Genomic DNA, 18,516 nt, shown 5'->3' with positions numbered 1-18,516 from the left:
GTCCGAATGTGCTATCAGAGACGATATTTGCATTCACATCAGATGCGGAAGACGTTCCTCCAGTCCACGGACCGAGGCCATACTTTCCGTAAGGGCTTGAGAAACTTTCAACCACTGTGTACGATGTACTCTGTACACTTTGAGATTGTGGTTCAGTCTGTGATTGTTCTCCGGACGGTTTTGTAACTTCCGGTCCTATCAATTCGATTGCCTTTTGCACGAAGGGTACCTGCATGAAATATTTCCATACCATACCCGTGTAATAATTTTCAGTCATCAAAACTTCTATTCCGACATCTATGCCTATGTAATCAAAATCTCTCCAGTTCTGATCGAGATTAAACGCATCAACGAATCCATACCGGCCGTAGAGTTCATTTTTAAGTGTCCACATCTTTAAAACTGCCGCTTTCGATCTGTTGGGCGTGAATGGAAGCGCGCCTATCATCGCGTACGGTGCAACAGTCCCATCCGTTCCGCCCATTATCGCTCCGTACGCCTCATAACCACCGGGTCCATCGCATGCGGACAATCCCCAAAAGCCTTCTTTGAATGTTCTGTACTGTGAATTCTCATTCGCAAATTGCATATCGTATTCTATGGCCTTTTCTGAGTTGTCCCAGAGATTTCCAACGTATTTGAAGTTCAAATCTTTGAAATTTATGTACGCCTGAGAATAAAGATAGGTAAACATGCTTTCGTCGGAACTTGCCCAGTGTTTCAAATTGCCGGATCCATTTTGAGACCACGTTACTATCCAGTACCCCCAATCTTGAGGCGATATCGGATAAGTAGGAGATCCTATGGCAAGGATGTACATCAATGCAGCCTCGCTGTATCCGGTCCAGTAAGATTTGGAAAATCCGTTTTCGGGATACCATGCCATATCTAAATAGGCCGTGTTATTCGTCATCCATTGCCAGTCTATACGTTCGTAAAGTTCGTCTGCAAGTTTTTGAACCTCCGTTCCGGGGAAGTACTGGCCTGCAAAAAGCGCTCCTGCTATGAAAAGCGTCGTGTCTATCGGTGACACTTCGGATCCGCTTGCCCTCTGGCCGGTCCACAGATTCAAAAAGTGGTAGTAGAAGCCATGCTCGTTTGGCAAATTTTTGAAATATTCTAATGTTGTCAGAATTCTATCGTAAACGTCCTGCTGTGGAATCCAGCCGTGATCTGCGGCTATACACAGCGAGGTAAGCCCGAATCCGACGGCCGCTATCGATGAAGGTGAATCCCAGGTTGTTCTGTCTCTCACAAGTCCATTCGATGGATTTACTTCATTCCAAAAATAGAATGCAGCGTCTCTTTCGTTTTTTGCAAAAATTTCATCCGGATTGTCCTGTGCCATCGCAATACCTCCAATTAACAAAAAAGCAAGAAATAACACGAAGAATTTTTTCATTTAATCACCTCACAAAAAAGGCACCTTGACGGTGCCTTTTTTTCATTTCATGAAACCTATGTCCGCAACGTATATATGGGCCGTGTTTAAAACGTCTAAGTTATGTTCGAAAACGAAGGTGCCCTGGGTCAATTGAGAAAAATTGGTTTCATTTGACCATGAATACTTTGTGAAATCTTTGAATGGGATCTGCACAAAGGTCCAGTATTGCCCTATACCGTGCACATAGAAATACTCTGCTCCGTTATTCGGACTTTTAAGTTCCACTTTAAACGTTATCGGAGTTGACGAGTCTGATTTGACAAAAAACGCGTAAGACGAATAAGCAGATGCATCAAATGACTGATTCAGATTCGAGTTGGCAAAATAAACGTATGTGCCATTGTAAGAGCCGTCTTTTTCAACGTTGTAGTATACGTCCCATTTGTTTCCAAAAAGTGTGCTGGAGACTATCTGCGCACTTGCATCGGTTGCCGATGATGTGCCTCCCGTCCACGGACCAAGGCCGAAATGACCAAATGGACTTGAGAATGGCTCTATGATGTAATAATTGAAAGTTACCTGTGCAAAGGCCATTCCGATCACTAAAACCAAAACTGCCGAAAAAACCAGTGCTACTTTTTTCATTTTGTTACCTCCTTATTTTGAATTTTGGATCAATATTTTACCTTTACTTTATGGCTTCCTTTCAAATAAGGTATGAGTTCTTCATCTGTTTTCTTGTCATCGACAAAGATCGCGCTTTTTGAGGTAAGACTTTTCATTGTTGGGTTTTCGATCTCGAGTGTGTATTCTCCATCTCTTACGGTGAATGTGAATTTTGCATTTTTCCATGTCTTGTTTGTCGATGGCCTAAAGAGAATTCCATCTTTGACGGGTTTTATCCCTATGTAATACTCTATTATCGATCTGTAAAGCCATCCTCCCGATCCCGAATACCAGGTCCATCCACCCTGTCCACTTTTTGGAGAAAGCGGTCCATCGCTGTTTCCGGGAGTTACATAAGGCTCGGCCATGTATGTTTCGGGGACTTTTACGTAACGCTTTATCGGAGAGAGAGATTCATAAACTTTATCTGAAAGATCGGCATCCTCTCTCTTCCAGGCAGACCACAAAGTCCAGACAGCCGCGTGAGTGTAAACTCCTCCGTTTTCTCTGGATCCCGGCGAATATCTGCTGAGATACCCTATTTTTGGATCCGGTTCTGTAAGCGGTGGCGTAAAAAGCAATGGACCATAATCGGTTACAAGTCTCTTTTTTACATTTTCCATAGCCTTTTTCAATTTTTCATCATCGCTTATTCCGGATATAACGGCCCAATTTTGGGCATTCAAAAAGATCCTGTTATCATTTTTTCCGCCAAGCACAATTCCGTCATCCGATGTAGCCCTGTCAAACCAATCTCCATTCCACGCATAAGAGTTGAATGAGTCTTTGATTTCTTTTGCCAATTTTTCAATGAATGCTTTTTCATCTTTACTGAGTGTAAAGGTTTCCTGGACTTTAGAGAGAATGTAATAAAGGAATTCGCTTACCCAGAAACTTTCTCCCTTCCCATCTTTGCCAAGGCCGTTTAAGCCATCATTCCAGTCTCCGTTGAAGATAAAAGGTATTCCTCTCTCCGATCTTGAAGACATAACGCTCTTTATACTCCTTAAAGCGTGGTCTTTAAGCGTACCGCTGCTCCCATCCAAAAAAGGAACTTCTTCTTCGAGTATTTCGACATCGGCTGTGTGAGAAATGTATTCGGTAAGTGCAAATGGAAGCCATAAAAGGTCGTCTGACCATCTCTCAGAAGGATGCGAGTTTGTAAGAGGAAGCCACCAGTGCTGGACAGTCCCATCATTTCTTTGGTGGGCGGCATGAAGTTTTATCTGATTTTTTGTGATCTTGGGATCAAGCCAGAGAGCAGCGAGACTGTCTTGAAGTTGATCGCGAAAGCCGTAAGCCCCTCCCATCTGGTAATATGCAGTTCTTGCCATAAGTCTTCCGCCGATTGCCTGATATGGGAGCCATTTGTTTATTAAAAATTCTATGTCTTTGTCCGGAACGCTTATTTTGAATTTGCAAAGGAAGTTTTTCCAGTGCGCCTCCACTTTATCTTTCACATCATCGAAATTGACTTTATTGTATTTTTTCGCAAGATAGAGTACTTCTTCTTCACTCTGACCGACGCCTATAAAGAAGTTAAGTGTCCTCGTATCTTGAGAATCTACATCGATCTTGACGTGAAGGGCATTTATGCCGTCCACGTGCCTGTCCTGATTCATGCCGCATATCCCGTTTTTAACGGCCTGAGGTTTTCGAACATCTCCGTACATTCCGATGAATGACCTTTTATCCGTGTCAAATGAAACGACTTTTCCTGATGTGGAATGGACAAGCACGTATGGGTAAGAATCGTTCCAGTTAAGCCATAGATATTTTTTGCTTAATATGGCCGAATGGGTTTTTACGAATTTGGTTTCAAAAAAGAGTTTGTGAAATTCGCGATGAAAATCGGCATTTGTACTCATGTTAAGTTCAAAATATGAAAAGATCGAAAGATGAAGGTTATCTTTACTCTTATTTTTGAAACTCAAATTTATTAACTCTCCGTCATCGTCCATAGGTATAGTGACATTCATCTCGACATCGAATTTGGAGAATTTCGCGTTGAATTTTACAAGACCTGGAGAAAAGGTAATCGTGTACTTTCCTTTATGCTGAACGGGTTGAAATGTCGGAGAATAAATCTCGCCGGTCTCATCGTCACGGATGTATATGTACTTTCCGTAATCATCCTTTACGAGATCCTGGACCCATCTTGTCAGCAAACTCTGGGATGCATCAATGTAAAAGGAGTATCCGCTTCCGCTTTGCGAATATACGGATCCATACCTTCCATTCGTTAAGATGTTTATCCACGGCATCGGAGTTTTGGGATCCGTTACGACGTAATCTCCATTCTCATCGAAATATCCGTATTTTGTTTTGAAGTATTTCATTCATTTGCCTCCTTGTGCAGCGTATCGTAATATTTCGTTATTTCATTTGTCTTTCCACCGACCAAAGAAAAGATATTCTCATACATGCTTATCTTCGATTGATCCGATGTTCTGTGTATTAATTCGGCCAGGACGTAAAGTATATATGGATTTTTGTTTCTTACCGTGTTTTGAAAGTAAGTTTCAAGATCGTCTGTTGGCATCGTTACTATTAACTTCATAACCTCTTTTTTTGCTTTTTCAACGATTGATGGTATACCAAAAATAGGATGCCCTTCGAACATCGTTGAAATCTGAGTAAAACCCACATAAGTCACATATTTTTGAAGTTTAGCATCGAAAACCTGATATCCGTTGATCGCATCGAGATATTTTCCAGCCTTTAGGGCCTCTTCGGCCTTTTTGTAGTTTTCTATGGCAAAATTATTTGTCTGCATCCATGCAGCCACATATCCTGCAAAGAAGATTATCAAAACCACCAAAGCAATTACAGAGTACAGGATGATCTTTTTCTTCAAATCGATCGCCTACTTGAAAGAAACATTTGTGAAAGCCCTGATGAAATATTTTTGCAAGAATAGAAAGACTATAAGTATAGGCAAAGTTATCACAACTTCACCTGCCCAGAGCACCTGTATATTTTGGCCGGGGATAGAACTTGAGAACATTTGAAGGCCGAGTTGCACCGTCCACATGCTCGGACTTCTTAAATAAAGTAAAGGACCGAAAAAGTCATTCCATGCGCCCATAAATGTCAGTATCGCTATCGTCGCCATAACGGGTATACTCATTGGAACTATTATTCTTGCGTATATAACGGGATCACTTGCGCCATCTATTCGGGCTGCCTCTATGACCTCATCCGGAATTTGTTCCATGAATTGTTTCATCAGGAAAATACTGTAAAACTGGACAAAACTCGGAATTATAAGGGCCCTGTAATGGTTAACCCAGCCCCAGTTGTAAAGCATCGTGTAAGTTGGTATGAAAAACAGAACGCCCGGGATCATCAGTGTAAAGAGCATAAAACCAAAAAGTGCGTTTTTGCCGGGGAATTTTAACTTGGCAAGTGCAAATGCCGCCAAAGAATCAAAGAATAAGTTCAAAAGCGTTACAGATCCGGCTATTATGATCGTGTTTTTGAAAAGTAATAAAACATTGAGATCTTTGAATAACCCTGTATAACCGGAAAAGGTCCAAGGCATGGGAATTATCATCGATGGATTGTTCAAAAGTTGGGATGGAGTCATGAATGAACTCATCACCATGAGCACGAAAGGATAAAGTGTTATTATAAGGCCTATGCTTAAGAATATGTATGCCCTTGTTCTTTCATTTCTTTCCTGCTTTAACATTCAATCACCTAACTTCTTTCTTGAAGCACTTTAAGCGTTATAACCGTTGCTATGATTATCAAAATGCTGAGAATAAAACCTAATGTCGACGAATATCCCATCTGAAATTTACTCAGTCCTTCGCTATATATGTAAAGCACAGGAGTCATTCCGGCCTGATCCGGCCCACCTGTAACACCAAAATTCACGTAAACCTGGGTGAACATCTGAAGTCCTCCTATTGCGTTCATAACCATTATGAAGACTATCTGTGGTCTTAAAAGCGGGAAGATTATCCTCCAAAATATAGTGCCTTCCTTTGCGCCGTCTATTCTCGCCGCTTCTGTGAATTCGGTCGGAATTGTACCCATTCCGCCAAGCAAAATTATCGCCTGAATTCCAAATGACATCCATGAAGTTATGACCGCTATAACCGGCATTATGAGGATCGGCGTTAAATTCCACACTATCGGCTGACTCAAAATATGCCATTTTACAAGCAAAGTTTGAATAGGACCGTACGGTGCCGTTATGTTTCCAAGCACAAGCATGACGACGACAACAGAGGTTATGGTAGGTACAAAATAAGCACTCCTAAAAAATGCATTCCAGAATTTGTTTCCGTTAGAAATTTTGAAAAGTAAATATGCGACAAGCAATGCTATGAAAAAAGTTAAAATGATGAATATGGCCTGGTTGTAAAGGATGTTGACGAGACTTTTCCAAAAAAGCGGATCTGTAAAACCATTTATCCAGTTTTGAAAGCCAATGAATTTTATCGATTGTGGCGCCACAAGGTTGTAATTCAAAAAGGTCATCTTTATGCCGAGCCACAGAGGATAAGCGCTGAAAACCAAAAAGCCAACGATCCACGGGGCTACAAAGATGTAGCCCCATTTGGATCGTTTAAGCGTTCTTAAAAAATCTTTCATAAGCCTGATGAACTCAAAGCAGATTGAGCGTTTTGGGCTGCCGTTTGAAATGCCTGCTCGGCAGTCGAAATTGAATTACTCACAACGTACTGGCCCCATGCATTTAAGACGGCCTGTGTAACGGCTGTATTTTCATCAAAAGGATTTGTGACGACAACATGCGCAAGTTGATCAACGTAAGGTTTTACATCAGGTCTTGAAAAGAAAGGATTATTGGCATTCTCTTTAACGGAAGTTAGCCATCCTATCTCTTCGCATGCCTGAAGTTCATTTTGCGGCTCCATTAAGAATTGAATGAACTTCCATGAGGCCGTGTCCTGTTGTGGTGTTGTTTTAAAAACTATCAAAGGTCTTTGTGCAAGTGTTGACCAATGAATGGCCGTTGCTGAATCTGAATTCGTGGGTATTGGAGCAAGACCGTAATCTTTGCCATAAATCATAGGGCCTCCTGTCGAATTTTGAAGGTTAAAAGTCCATCCATAGGCAAATTGCAGCCACATTCCAACGTTTCTTCCAAAAATAGAAGCCTGTTGCATGCCTGACGAACTGTACTGCTGAACCTCTTTACAGAATTTTAAGAAATCGACAAAATGCGCATTTGGGTTTGTGAAATCAAGTGAAAGTCCATATTGACCTATTAAATGAGGATATTTTGCATCGTTGAAATTGTAGTATATTTGTTCTAACATACCCCAATACCAAGAGTATTGAAGCATCTCATTCCAGAAAAATTGTCCGTAATATTTTCCGTAAGGTCCAGGTGGAAGTTCGCTTATCTTCTTTGCATCGTAAAGGTACTGGGCAAATGTTTGAGGCGGATCATCGGGATTAAGTCCTGCAAGTTTAAAAATCGTTTTGTTGTAAAACATTACCTGTGTCGTTACCATCCATGGTATGTTGTAAACACCACCATTGTAAGGGAAAATGCCAGTTATGAGTTCTGACGCTATTTGATTGTATCCAGGCATCTTGGTAAAATCAAGCAAAAGACCATTTTGAACGTAATTCATGGAAACAGGTCCCACAAAGATATTCGGGGCATTACCTGCCGCCACAAGTGCCGCTATCTGACTTCCATTTGGCTGTGCGACTACCTGAACCGTGATGTCCGGGTTTTGCTTTTCAAAAACTGGGATCACGCTTTGAAGATAGTTGAAAGATTGTGCATCCGGTGGCGCAACGGTTATAGTAACAGCCATAATCGATCCGACTATGAAGATCGACATAATCGAAAAAACCAAAAGATACTTTTTCACGAATCACACCTCCTATTGAGAAAAGGCAGGATGAAACATCCTGCCCTAATTCATTTTAAATGTATGTTCAAAGCGATCATTTCGCCTTCAGCCGATCCTATTCCGGCTCCAGTTGCGTAAGGATTGGAATCAGACGGCCATCCGACAAAATGACTTTCACTGAAGACATCGAATTCAGTTCCGTAAACGACAGGAATGAAAGGCATCTCTTCAACAAAGATTCTTTCAATGGAATACATCGCTTGTTTTTGAAGGTTCAGGTTACTCGTTTGTGCGTAAGTATTCAATGCCGATGTTACCAAAGGATTAGTGTAGCCGGACCAGTTAGATGTGGCTGTCTGCCCAAGAGGTGCGGCGAAGGAGGGATTAAGTTCCTGATTGAAGTAAAAATAAGGGGTTGGACCGCTTCCGGTTGCCCAAGCAAAGGCCATATCGTACATTCCCTTTGTTATAGTTGACCACCATGATCCAAAAGATTCCTGATCTATTATCGCATTTATACCAATTTCTTTAAGGTTTTGGGCTATTATCTGGGAAATCGTTAGATAATCCGTCCAGCCGGCAACAACCGGTAATTTGTACGTTGGAAGTACTTTGCCATCCGGACCGACAAGATTACCATCTGCGTTTTTCTTAAATCCTATTGATGCAAGCAGTTCCTGCGCTTTTTGTGGATCGTACTGCGAAAGAGACGAATTCAAAGCGGTTAAAGTAGGATCGAGCCATTCAGACTGCTGGGCTGGCAGTAATCCAATAGCGCTTGAAGGACCTCCCGCGTTGAAATAAGCCTTTTCTTCCGCTGCTGATCTGTCTATCGCCATCGATATTGCCTGTCTGAAAACAGTATTGTTGAAAGGATATTTTTGTGTGTTTAAATAAAGTATCAAAGTGCTGTTCATCGGCCACCATATTTTGTTTGTAGATGGATTTTTACTTACCCATGTTTTTTGAACGTCCGGAATGTAGACGTAACTCCAATCTGCCGTACCTCTTAAAAGTTCTAACATTACGGTTGTATTCGATTCGACGGACCTTACGACTATCCTGTCTATGTAAGGCTTTCCTGTCATCCAGTAATTTGAATTTTTAACCAAAGTTATCGTGTTGGTCGTTGGATTAAACGAATCAAGCAAAAACGGACCAGTTCCAACCGGATTTTGATTCGGATACGTTGCCGGATCGGATAACTTTGACCAGATATGTTCCGGTACTATGAGTTGTCCAAGAAGTGCGTAAAGTAGAGGTGTGTTTGGCTTTGAGAAGGTGAAGATCACACTGTCACCGCTCGCAACAACGCTTTGGAGATAATTGTCTTTGGCCCACAATGCTCCCAAATCGAAGGCTGGATATTTTTTGATCAGATTAAACGTGAAAGCAACATCATTGGCAGTGAATGGTGTACCATCAGACCACTTGACCCCATTTCTAATCGGGACAGTTAAAGTAAGGTTGTCATCTGACCATTTGTAAGATGTGCCGAGCATAGGTGTGAGTTGACCTGTCAGACTGTTGACGTAGAAAAGACTTTCATAAATCATGTTTTGCATTTGTAAAGTCTGAGAAGTTGGCAAAAACGGATTGACACTATTCGTCAATTGTCCCCATGGCATGACGACATTCAAAGTCCCTCCGTAATTAACGCCTGCAGCAAAGATTGCGACTGAAAGAGCCAATGCAAAAATCAAAAAAAAACTGACCTTTTTCATAAAACTTCCTCCTTTCAATTTGTGAAACTTATTTCACAACCGCATGAATTTCTTACAATCAATCTTGTACTTAGAACAATTCTCATCGGAGATTTAACGACATCATTGGAATTCATCCTGTCGAGAATCGTCTTTGCCGCCATTTTCCCAATGCTGTGCATGGGTTGATGTACGGTCGTTAAAGGTGGTTGAATATACCTTGACCAGAATGTATCATCAAAACCAACGACGGCAATTTCTTTTCCAACCTTTATCTTTTTTCTTTCTAATTCTTCTATGACTCCAAGGGCCATTTCGTCGTTGGCAGCGAAAATGGCCGTCGCGCCGTTTTTGAGACAATTTTCGACTGCATTTTTACCGCTTTCTTTTGTAAAATCTCCCCGACACACAAGGTTTGGATCGAATTTTATATCATGATTTTCAAGGGCATATTTATATCCGCGAAGCCTTTCGACGCTGTCGAAACTTTGCGCGGGTCCCGTTATAAATGCGATTCTTTCGTGTTTGTGGATCTTTATCAAATGTTCTGTCATCGAATAAGCGCCGTTAAAATTATCAACAAGGATTGTATCTACATTCATTCCATGGATGTCCTCACCAAGATATACGATCGGTATTTCAAACTTCATAACTTTATCAACGGTTGATTCATTTACTTCCGGATCAAAAATTATCATGCCATCGACTCTTCCTGAACTCATAAGGGAAATATACCTTTCACGGTTTTTTTCTGATGAATTTTCATCAAAAGTCATAAAAATTGTGAAATATCTGTTAGCACTTAGAATCTCTTCAACTCCCTGAATTACCTCACTGTAAAAAGGTCCTGCCACCGAAGGCAAAACGAGGCCTATGGTCATGGTCTTCTTTTTACTTAAATTTATGGCCTTAGAATCTGGAACGTAATTATGAATTTTGACAAGTTCAAGAATCTTTACTTTTTTTTCTTTGGAAATGTAACCGGTGCCATTTAAAGCACGTGACACAGTTGATTTAGATACTCCGGCCATTTTAGCGATATCGTCTATTGTCGTTTTCAAGGTAAAATCACACTCCTATATGAAACCGATTCCACACAGAACAAAAATAGCATACAATCTCTTTTAAAAAATGTCAAAGGCTATTTTAGAGATTTATAAATCAAATTCAGCCAAAAATAGTCGATTTATGCAAAATACTTCGTTTATCTCAAAATATCTTCTGTTTTATCCTTTAACTGCGCTTGAGATATCAGTTTCAACAAAATATCTTTGGAACGAAAGGAAGATTACAATCATAGGGATGGTCATAAGTAAAGATGCAGCCATCATGAGTTGCCAGAAGGTGTAATATGATGTTCTAAAGTAATTCAATCCCATTGCTAACGTGAACATATTTTTGTTTGAGGTGACGATCAAAGGCCAGAAAAAATCATTCCACATTCCCATGAATGTGTAAATTGCAAGTGTTGCAAATGCCGGCAATGCCACCGGAGAATCTATTTGCCAGAATCTTCTGAATATTCCGGCTCCATCTACCTTTGCCGCTTCATCAAGTTCATCTGGAACTGACATGTAGAATTGTCTCATGAGAAACAAACCGGTAACGGAAGCTATTTTAGGGAAAATAAGACCTGCATAAGTGTTGACAAGATTAAAATTCACAAGCAAATTGTAAACCGGTATGATGGTAACTGGAAATGGCACCATCAAAGTTCCAAGGAGTATGGTGAAAATTATATCTTTTCCTGGAAATTTCAACTTTGCGAAGGCGTAACCGGCCATCGCATCGAAGAAAAGGTTCCCGATCGTAACAAAACCAGCATATATAACCGTGTTTAAAATCCATCTTGCATAAGGTGTTACCGTGAAAACCTGATTATAATTTGATAGCGTTGATGGTGCGCCAAAGACTTCCGGAGGTAATTTGAAAATATTTATCTCTGGCGGCCATTGCATTATATTTACTCCTGTCGATTTTCCATTTAAAAGATAACTCATAGGAGCAATTGAAACAAGCAATGCCCATATGAAAGGTGTCAAAGATATTACGGCATAAACTATCAGAGTTATGTAGGAAATTTTTCTTGCCAGTTGCCATTTTCTCATCATTCACACCTCAAAAGTAACTTTCTTCTTTGACGAATCGTCTTTGAATTAGTGTTAAAATCATTATAAATGCTAAGAAAAACACCGCTATTGCCGATGCGTACCCCATTTGATTGTAATTAAATGCGTTAACATATATGTACATTGCCGTTGTGTAATTTTGCTGATTTTGTATGAGAAAATATATCTGATCAAAAACCTGCAAAGTTCCTATCAATCCAAGAGTTACGACGTAAGAGATCTGGGGCCTCAGAAGAGGCATTATTATTTTCCAGAATCTTGTCCATCCAATTGCCCCGTCGAGTTCTGATGCCTCTATCAGATCTTTTGGTATATTTTGAAGCCCTGCAAGAAAAACTATCATGAAGTACCCTGCAGTTGTCCATACATTCATTGCCATTACGGCAGGTAAAGCCGTCGAGGTGTTTGAAAGCCAATTTATCGGTGGAATTCCAATGAATCCAAGAATCCTGTTGATAAGTCCTGGTTTCGAATAAAGTAACATGAATAACATCGATATCGCAGCCGAAGACGTAACTGAAGGAATATAAAAACTTAATTTAAAGAATTTAATTCCTTTTATTTTTTGATTAACCGCAACTGCAAGTATAAGTGCAAGAAAAGTTTGAACCGGAGTAACAACAATTGCAAAGAAAACCGAATTCCAAAGCGTTGTCCAGAAAAGGTTATCATTTATCATATGTAAAAAATTTTGAAAGCCAACCCATGTCGGAATATATCCTGCAAACATATTTTTATCTTTTGTCATATATCTTGAAAATAATTCTGTACCGTTTATTCTTTCGTTGGTCTTCATGGAAACAAAGTCATCGATCAACTTTTTAGAATCGAAGTATTTTTTAATGGCCGATTTTTGAGAAGTATCAATTTTTATTCCCAACTGGGTTTGAATAAAATCAACAGGATCGAATTGAGAGAGTAGATGCTGGGTGTTAAGGCCTTTCATATTGAAAACAAGTAGATATTGTTCAAGTTGATCTTGTAAATTAAAAGTGTTTTTATATTCCATTTGCCTTAAAGGATTATAATTTGTAAAACTGTAATAAACAGATGCAACTATGGGATATATTATAAAAGTACCTATAATCGCGATGATTGGAAGTATTAAAAGATAACCCGCAATCCATTCTCTTATTTGCGTTCTTTTCAATTTATCACCCCAAAAAGCAGGGAGGTTTAAACCTCCCTGAATTTATTGCTGAGAAGCCCAACTATTCCAGTTGTTAACTATGTAATCAACGGCTTGCTGGGTTGTAATCTTCCCTTGCCAGATGTTGTAAAGTTCATTGTTTATGTTATCAAGCAATTTTGAAGAATTTCCATTTGCCGTTGGAATAAACCACCCGTGACCATAATTGACTTGATCCACGAAAACCTGGTCTGCAGGATTGTTAAAAACATTCTCTGATTGTTGGACAGAGATTCTTGTTGGAATTACTCCGAGTTTCTCTGTGAATACCTTCATGCCATCGTTAAGCAAAAATTCCATGACCTTCCATGCCGCATCTTTATCAGGCGTACTTCTTGACATTGCATAACAAACTGTGTATATCATAGTTGCACGTGTTTTTTCCATTGGCATAACTGTCATCCCAAAGTTTATCTGAGGATAGGTCTCCTTAAGGAAAGAATACGCCCACGGGCCTTCCATTATCATCGCAACTTTGCCACGTCCGAAAGCATCGCCATTCCATCCCGCACCTACGTCAGATGGCTGAATTGCGACATGATATTTGTTGTGAAGATCGAAGTAAAATTGGATTGCCTGAATTGCCTGAGGAGAGTCAAGTTCAGGTTGCATTTGAGAATTGACAACCTCTCCCCCATTCTGGAATATAAATGGCATCACACGATCAAGGGCATTTGGACTAAGAGAAAGTCCATAAACTCCATCTTCGGGATGAGTCAATTTTTGTGCGGCGTTGAGCATATCTTGCCATGTCCAGTTATTCGTCGGATATGGAACATTGTACTTATCAAACAGGGCTTTGTTGTAGAAAAGTGCCAAAGTTGAAAAATCTTTTGGGAATCCATAGATGTGACCGTTGTATTCAAATGGCTGAAGTAAAGATGTTGCGAAATCTGATACTGGGAAATTGTATTTCTGAACAAAATAATCAAGTGGATATATAGCACCAGATCTTATAAACTGTTGTGCGTAAGATGAATCAAGATAGAAGATATCTGGAGCAGTACCTGCAGAAAGTTCACTTGTTAATTTGACCAGATAATCACCTGGTATAGGTTGGTATTGCAATTCAATCTGACCTGCATATTTTTGATTAAATGCCTTAACTACATTTTCCATTGCCTGCTGTTCAACTGGCGATGAAACCCAGCCGCCAAGAGTTACCACGGTGATGGCAAAAGTCCCGATCGAGAAGATCGCTGCCAATCCGATGACCAACAGAAATACTTTGTTTTTCACTTTGATCCCTCCTTTAAAATTTTTGATATTACAAACCCCGCTCCGACTGACCAGAGTTGAGGAGAACAAGCAACAGGATATGGAATTATATTTTTCCCTTTCTTTTGATTGCCTCCAAAAAGTTCCGGCAAGCGCCATTCGAAATATTCTGCAACATCAAGCAAAGATTTGCCTAACGTTTTTGCTTCCCTTTTGAAATTTTTATCCCACATTCCAATCATCGTGATGGAAGTATCATGGGGCCATACAGATCCGTTGTGATAAGAAATGGGATTATATGAAACCATTTTTGATGACATCGTTCTTATTCCAAAGCCAGTAAACATATCAGGCTGCATAAGTCTGTCAACGATGAATTTGGATCTTTCGTTGTCGATAATACCTGTCATGAGGCAATGGCCTGGATTTGAAGTTATCGAATCAACTTGTCTTCCATCTTTATCAAGCGCAAGCGCAAAAAATTTCTCTTTTTCCATCCAAAAATCTTCGTTGAAATTTTTTTTCAAAAGTTCGGCTTTTGATAGATATTTCAACGATCTTTCACCATCGTAAAATTGTGAGAGTGTTTGATAAGCCTCATAAAGATAACCTTGGACTTCAACAAGTCTTACAGGTGGTTGTGCCACTTTCCCATCGGAAAATACCATCGAGTCGCCAGAATCTTTCCATCCTTGATTTGAAAGGCCATTTGAAGATTTTGATTTGTAGTATAGATATCCACGAGAATCTATATTTTCATCTATATATCTGGCAGAAAGTTCAATCGCATCTTTTAACTCTTTGAAAACAGATTTGCCATATAATTTTGAGTATTTTCCAACTGCCATTAAAAACAGTGGCGTTGCATCGATACTACCGTAATATGTTGAAAAGGGGACTTTACCCGAAAGCGCGTCTTCTCCAACTCTTATTTCATGAATGATTTTCCCCGGTAGTGCATCTTTTTGATCATCCACAAAATTAGATTGGGTCATGGCAAGTACTTTAAGGATGTTGTAAGAGATCTCGGGAAATATATCCATAGTTTGCAATGTAAAAATAAGCGAATCCCTTCCGAAAATCGTGGCAAACCATGGAAGACCGGCTGCAGGGAATTTACCGTATTTTGTATCGAGTAAAAGCATTTCGAGATCTTCAGTGGACTTTTTCACAAGTCTCATAATTTTGCCTTTAAAATGAGGCAGATTCAAATTCACATTTGAATTTACGACGTTATCAAAAAGCATCGTTCCTTTTGTCTGAATTTTAAAATGAACAGAAGGAATAATTGAAAATTTTACCGAATTTAAAATATGAGGCTTAAGGTTAACTTCATTTGAAATCGATCCGTGAATTTTAGTCTCAATTTGGAGATGCTGACTTTCATATTTTACAGACTCTTTCTGATTTTTTGTTATTTTATTCTTCTTGTCTTCAAATTTTCCACTTCTTATTTCAAATATATCGTTGAATGTGTAATCGATTACAAAATTTTCAAAAACACAAACTTCTTTTTTCGAATAGTTAAAAAACTCTGATTTAACAGTAAATTTATCCTTATCAATGCTATAACTGAGTTTTAAAATTAAATCCATGTCATGCAAACTATCCGGAGATTTGGATATGAACCAGAAGAATACCGAGTTAGTTCTGTATTCCCCAAGACCAAGCAAGTTGAATTTTAAAGATAACTCTGGTACCATCTTTCCGATAATTCTTGTGTCCATGAAATACAGTCCACAGGTATTTCCTTCGATAAAACCATTATCTCCAATCAAAGCCATGATATTTCCAGATTTTATAGTGTACATAAGATCATCCCCTAAAAGTTGATGCCCTTTTTACAAGAGAGACACCCAAAATTTGTGATTCGACTTTCTTGCCATTCAACATATTTATTAGAATACTTGCCGATGTTTTGCCAACATCATGAATCGGTTGTTTTACGGTCGTCAGGGGCGGGTTAACCATTGATGCAAGAGGCACATCATCAAAACCAACAATGGGCATATCTTTCCCAACTTTTAGACCGGATTCTTCTATGGCTGCTATGGCACCTGTTGCCATTAGATCGCCGGAAACGAATATTCCATCAAAATTCATCAAAGCCAAAGATTCTCTTGTTATCTCATAACCGTTTTCCCTGTCAGAGTTTTTTTCAACATACTTTACGAGTTTCTCATCGTAATGGATGCCCATATTTTTGTGTGCTTTGATGTATCCGTTGAGTCTGAATCTTGTCGCGGCATGACCTTTCGGACCGTTTATGAAGAGAATTTTTTTGCACCCAACATCAAAAAGATGCTGAGTTGCTAACATACCGCCGCTTTCGTTATCGGTATCAACAAAAATATAATCACCGACATCTTTGGGTCTTCCAATTACAACAAAAGGAATTCCACATTTTTTTAGTGAGAAAATTCTTTCATCGCCGTCTTTTACGTCAAAAATTATCATTCCGTCTACAATGCCTTTTTTTGCAACTTCAAGGTATGGATTTATTCCATTTTTTTTGGCAGTTGATATGACGAGATGATAATTGAGATCTGAAAGTACAATGCTCATTCCATGAATGAATTCCACGAAATAAGGGAAAGATATGAAATAATCGAGATCGTGAGAAATAACTATACCTATCCCCTCACTCGAATTCGTTCTCAAACTTTTTGCAGAATGATTAGGAAAATAATTCAATTCTTTTATCGCTTGGAGAACTTTCTTTTCAGTTTCTGGTTTTACATTTCCAAAAGCATTTATAACCCTTGAGACAGTTGCAACGGAAACATTTGCGGTCTTTGCGACGTCTTTGATCTTCACAGTCAATTCAAACATCCCCTTTGTGTAATCGATTACATTTTAAAATATTAAAAAATTTTTTTCAAACCCTTTTTAAACCGTTTTTTACCTATTTACAGTCAAATATCATGATTAAAGCCAATTACGTTTCAAATCCTCAAATTAACTCAAAATATATTCAATTTACGATGGTAGATTCCAAACGGGTACCTGCGGGAGCGATGATTTAGAATCTAAAAATTGCTTAGCATACAACAAAGTGGTAAAATATCTTTGTCATATAAAATAACGATATTTTTTAAAGAGGTGAAATTTTTGAATTTATTTGAAAAATGGAAAATGAGGTGTCCGATTATAAAGTTCATTGAAAGGCACAGAATGAAACACACAAGATTAGTTGTTAAAAGATCGAATAAAAAATGACATGGAGGAAAAGATGATGGCAAAAGAAAGTCTTCAGGACAGTTTTTTAAGTTACCTTCAAAACAACAAAATGGAGGTAAAGATATATCTCACAAATGGAGTTCAGATAAGAGGCATCATAAAAGATTTTGATCCTTTCGTTGTACTTGTGGATTCAGAAGACCAAAAGCAAAGCAACATGATATACAAAGCCGCCATAAGCACCATAATACCAAATGAAAAATACATTCCAGAGAAAAAAGAAAATTGAAATTAAAATTTCATCTTCCGGCTTTAGCCGGAAGATTTTTTGTTTCAAACGTGAGTTGTGAAAGAAATGTGAAAAAATAGAACTCATTCTTTTTTTTAATGTCAAAATTATGAATGACTAAAATAAAACGGTTTTGAAAGGAGTGATTTTTGTGAAAAAGTTTCTTGTTCTTTTGTTCATACCCTTACTCGTAACGGGAATTTTTGCCGCATCGGCTGGTACCACACAATCCAACGTTGGAGGGCTACTTTCCAACATGAATGCATTGCTTCAGGGTTCTCAAAGCGTTCAACTTCAAGTTCAAATTGAGATGCTTAAGGTCTTCAACGCCATGAAACTCACATCTGCACAGGCATCTGATCTTGAGAGTTATCTCAAAGATTTTAAAACTCAAGTGAATGCACTTCAGGATCAAAGGATAAAAGCACTTACAACTTTGAGAGATGCACTTGTTACAAATGACAGTACAAGTATAAAAGCCGCGAATCTTGAAGTTGCAAAGTTGAACTCTCAATATGCGAAATTAACCGAAAATTTGATAACCAATATCAAATCAACGATAACTCTCGAACAATTGTCTTTGCTTCAGAATTATTTCCAGAAATCAGCAATGCAGATGCAGCGTCAACTACTTGGTCCTAACGCGAAAAATGAAATCGGAAAGGCCTTACCAAACAGAAATTTCAATTTCAACGTTACCGTGAATCCTCAAGAAATGTACAATATGATGAATCTTTTCCAAAATTTTGGAAAGAATGCAAGAATGCAAATGTTGAGATCACCTGACTTGATATACGCAGTTGTCAATTTCCCGATCTACGATCTTGTGATAAACACGCTTCAACTTAAAGCGCAGTAAAAATCATCCCCTTCAAAAGGAAAAAGCGTGTGGCGTTTGCCACACGCGATTTTAAA

At 39.0% G+C, this 18,516-nt stretch carries 16 protein-coding genes; 2 read left to right on the top strand and 14 right to left on the bottom strand.

Features of this window, described 5'->3' with window-relative positions; all coding sequences use genetic code 11:
- The 14 genes from ACP5NR_RS05045 to ACP5NR_RS04980 all read right to left on the bottom strand — a co-directional run.
- The coding region (locus ACP5NR_RS05045) for a glucoamylase family protein (RefSeq protein WP_428006055.1) at positions 1–1,402 on the bottom strand (1,402 nt) is incomplete at its 3' end.
- A 42-nt stretch (positions 1,403–1,444) separates the two neighbouring features.
- The gene (locus ACP5NR_RS05040) at positions 1,445–2,029 is read right to left on the bottom strand and encodes a hypothetical protein (RefSeq protein ID WP_428005179.1); all 585 of its coding nucleotides are present in this window, start codon (positions 2,027–2,029) and stop codon (positions 1,445–1,447) included.
- A gap of 29 nt (positions 2,030–2,058) precedes the next feature.
- Entirely contained in the window at positions 2,059–4,389 is a 2,331-nt protein-coding gene (locus ACP5NR_RS05035) for a GH36-type glycosyl hydrolase domain-containing protein (RefSeq protein ID WP_428006054.1), read from the bottom strand.
- The gene (locus tag ACP5NR_RS05030) at positions 4,386–4,907 is read right to left on the bottom strand and encodes a hypothetical protein (RefSeq protein ID WP_428005181.1); all 522 of its coding nucleotides are present in this window, start codon (positions 4,905–4,907) and stop codon (positions 4,386–4,388) included. The genes ACP5NR_RS05035 and ACP5NR_RS05030 overlap by 4 nt, the downstream gene beginning before the upstream one ends.
- A 9-nt stretch (positions 4,908–4,916) precedes the next feature.
- Complete coding sequence (locus tag ACP5NR_RS05025; RefSeq protein WP_428005182.1) at positions 4,917–5,744, bottom strand: carbohydrate ABC transporter permease; 828 nt, start codon at positions 5,742–5,744, stop codon at positions 4,917–4,919.
- Between the two features lie 8 nt (positions 5,745–5,752).
- Positions 5,753–6,655, bottom strand: coding sequence for a carbohydrate ABC transporter permease (locus tag ACP5NR_RS05020; protein WP_428005183.1), 903 nt, complete (start codon positions 6,653–6,655; stop codon positions 5,753–5,755).
- On the bottom strand, positions 6,652–7,911 hold the full coding sequence (locus ACP5NR_RS05015) for an extracellular solute-binding protein (protein ID WP_428005184.1): 1,260 nt from the start codon (positions 7,909–7,911) through the stop codon (positions 6,652–6,654). The genes ACP5NR_RS05020 and ACP5NR_RS05015 overlap by 4 nt, the downstream gene beginning before the upstream one ends.
- A gap of 50 nt (positions 7,912–7,961) precedes the next feature.
- On the bottom strand, positions 7,962–9,617 hold the full coding sequence (locus ACP5NR_RS05010; protein WP_428006053.1) for an ABC transporter substrate-binding protein: 1,656 nt from the start codon (positions 9,615–9,617) through the stop codon (positions 7,962–7,964).
- A gap of 14 nt (positions 9,618–9,631) precedes the next feature.
- Positions 9,632–10,657 carry a LacI family DNA-binding transcriptional regulator gene (locus tag ACP5NR_RS05005; RefSeq protein WP_428005186.1) on the bottom strand — a complete coding sequence of 342 codons (1,026 nt, stop codon included), beginning with the start codon at positions 10,655–10,657 and terminating at the stop codon, positions 9,632–9,634.
- 165 nt (positions 10,658–10,822) lie between these two features.
- Positions 10,823–11,707, bottom strand: a complete 885-nt coding sequence (locus tag ACP5NR_RS05000) for a carbohydrate ABC transporter permease (RefSeq protein WP_428005187.1) — start codon at positions 11,705–11,707, stop codon at positions 10,823–10,825.
- Positions 11,708–11,714: 7 nt separating this feature from the next.
- On the bottom strand, positions 11,715–12,875 hold the full coding sequence (locus ACP5NR_RS04995) for a carbohydrate ABC transporter permease (protein ID WP_428006052.1): 1,161 nt from the start codon (positions 12,873–12,875) through the stop codon (positions 11,715–11,717).
- A gap of 42 nt (positions 12,876–12,917) precedes the next feature.
- Positions 12,918–14,153 (bottom strand): ABC transporter substrate-binding protein, encoded by a 1,236-nt coding sequence (locus ACP5NR_RS04990; RefSeq protein WP_428006051.1) that lies wholly within the window; start codon positions 14,151–14,153, stop codon positions 12,918–12,920.
- Positions 14,150–15,943 (bottom strand): amylo-alpha-1,6-glucosidase, encoded by a 1,794-nt coding sequence (locus ACP5NR_RS04985; protein WP_428006050.1) that lies wholly within the window; start codon positions 15,941–15,943, stop codon positions 14,150–14,152. The genes ACP5NR_RS04990 and ACP5NR_RS04985 overlap by 4 nt, the downstream gene beginning before the upstream one ends.
- Positions 15,944–15,947: 4 nt before the next feature.
- On the bottom strand, positions 15,948–16,964 hold the full coding sequence (locus tag ACP5NR_RS04980; RefSeq protein ID WP_428005191.1) for a LacI family DNA-binding transcriptional regulator: 1,017 nt from the start codon (positions 16,962–16,964) through the stop codon (positions 15,948–15,950).
- Between the two features lie 403 nt (positions 16,965–17,367).
- Between ACP5NR_RS04980 and hfq the strand changes: the two genes are divergently transcribed.
- The gene (gene hfq, locus ACP5NR_RS04975; RefSeq protein WP_428005192.1) at positions 17,368–17,601 is read left to right on the top strand and encodes an RNA chaperone Hfq; all 234 of its coding nucleotides are present in this window, start codon (positions 17,368–17,370) and stop codon (positions 17,599–17,601) included.
- Positions 17,602–17,752: 151 nt separating this feature from the next.
- Entirely contained in the window at positions 17,753–18,460 is a 708-nt protein-coding gene (locus ACP5NR_RS04970; RefSeq protein WP_428006049.1) for a hypothetical protein, read from the top strand.
- The last annotated feature ends 56 nt before the right edge of the window (positions 18,461–18,516 follow it).

This window comes from Athalassotoga sp., from assembly GCF_049965695.1.
Lineage (GTDB): Bacteria > Thermotogota > Thermotogae > Mesoaciditogales > Mesoaciditogaceae > Athalassotoga.
The sequence above is the reverse complement of the archived record's forward strand: the minus strand, read 5'-3'. Positions and strand labels throughout refer to the sequence as shown.

Coding starts and splice junctions, on each gene's coding strand:
- ACP5NR_RS04985 (WP_428006050.1), bottom strand. CDS start 15,943: ATGTACACTATAAAATCTGGAAATATCATGGCTTTGATTGGAGATAAT.
- ACP5NR_RS05040 (WP_428005179.1), bottom strand. CDS start 2,029: ATGAAAAAAGTAGCACTGGTTTTTTCGGCAGTTTTGGTTTTAGTGATC.
- ACP5NR_RS05035 (WP_428006054.1), bottom strand. CDS start 4,389: ATGAAATACTTCAAAACAAAATACGGATATTTCGATGAGAATGGAGAT.
- ACP5NR_RS04980 (WP_428005191.1), bottom strand. CDS start 16,964: ATGTTTGAATTGACTGTGAAGATCAAAGACGTCGCAAAGACCGCAAAT.
- ACP5NR_RS05025 (WP_428005182.1), bottom strand. CDS start 5,744: ATGTTAAAGCAGGAAAGAAATGAAAGAACAAGGGCATACATATTCTTA.
- ACP5NR_RS05000 (WP_428005187.1), bottom strand. CDS start 11,707: ATGATGAGAAAATGGCAACTGGCAAGAAAAATTTCCTACATAACTCTG.
- hfq (WP_428005192.1), top strand. CDS start 17,368: ATGGCAAAAGAAAGTCTTCAGGACAGTTTTTTAAGTTACCTTCAAAAC.
- ACP5NR_RS05010 (WP_428006053.1), bottom strand. CDS start 9,617: ATGAAAAAGGTCAGTTTTTTTTTGATTTTTGCATTGGCTCTTTCAGTC.
- ACP5NR_RS05020 (WP_428005183.1), bottom strand. CDS start 6,655: ATGAAAGATTTTTTAAGAACGCTTAAACGATCCAAATGGGGCTACATC.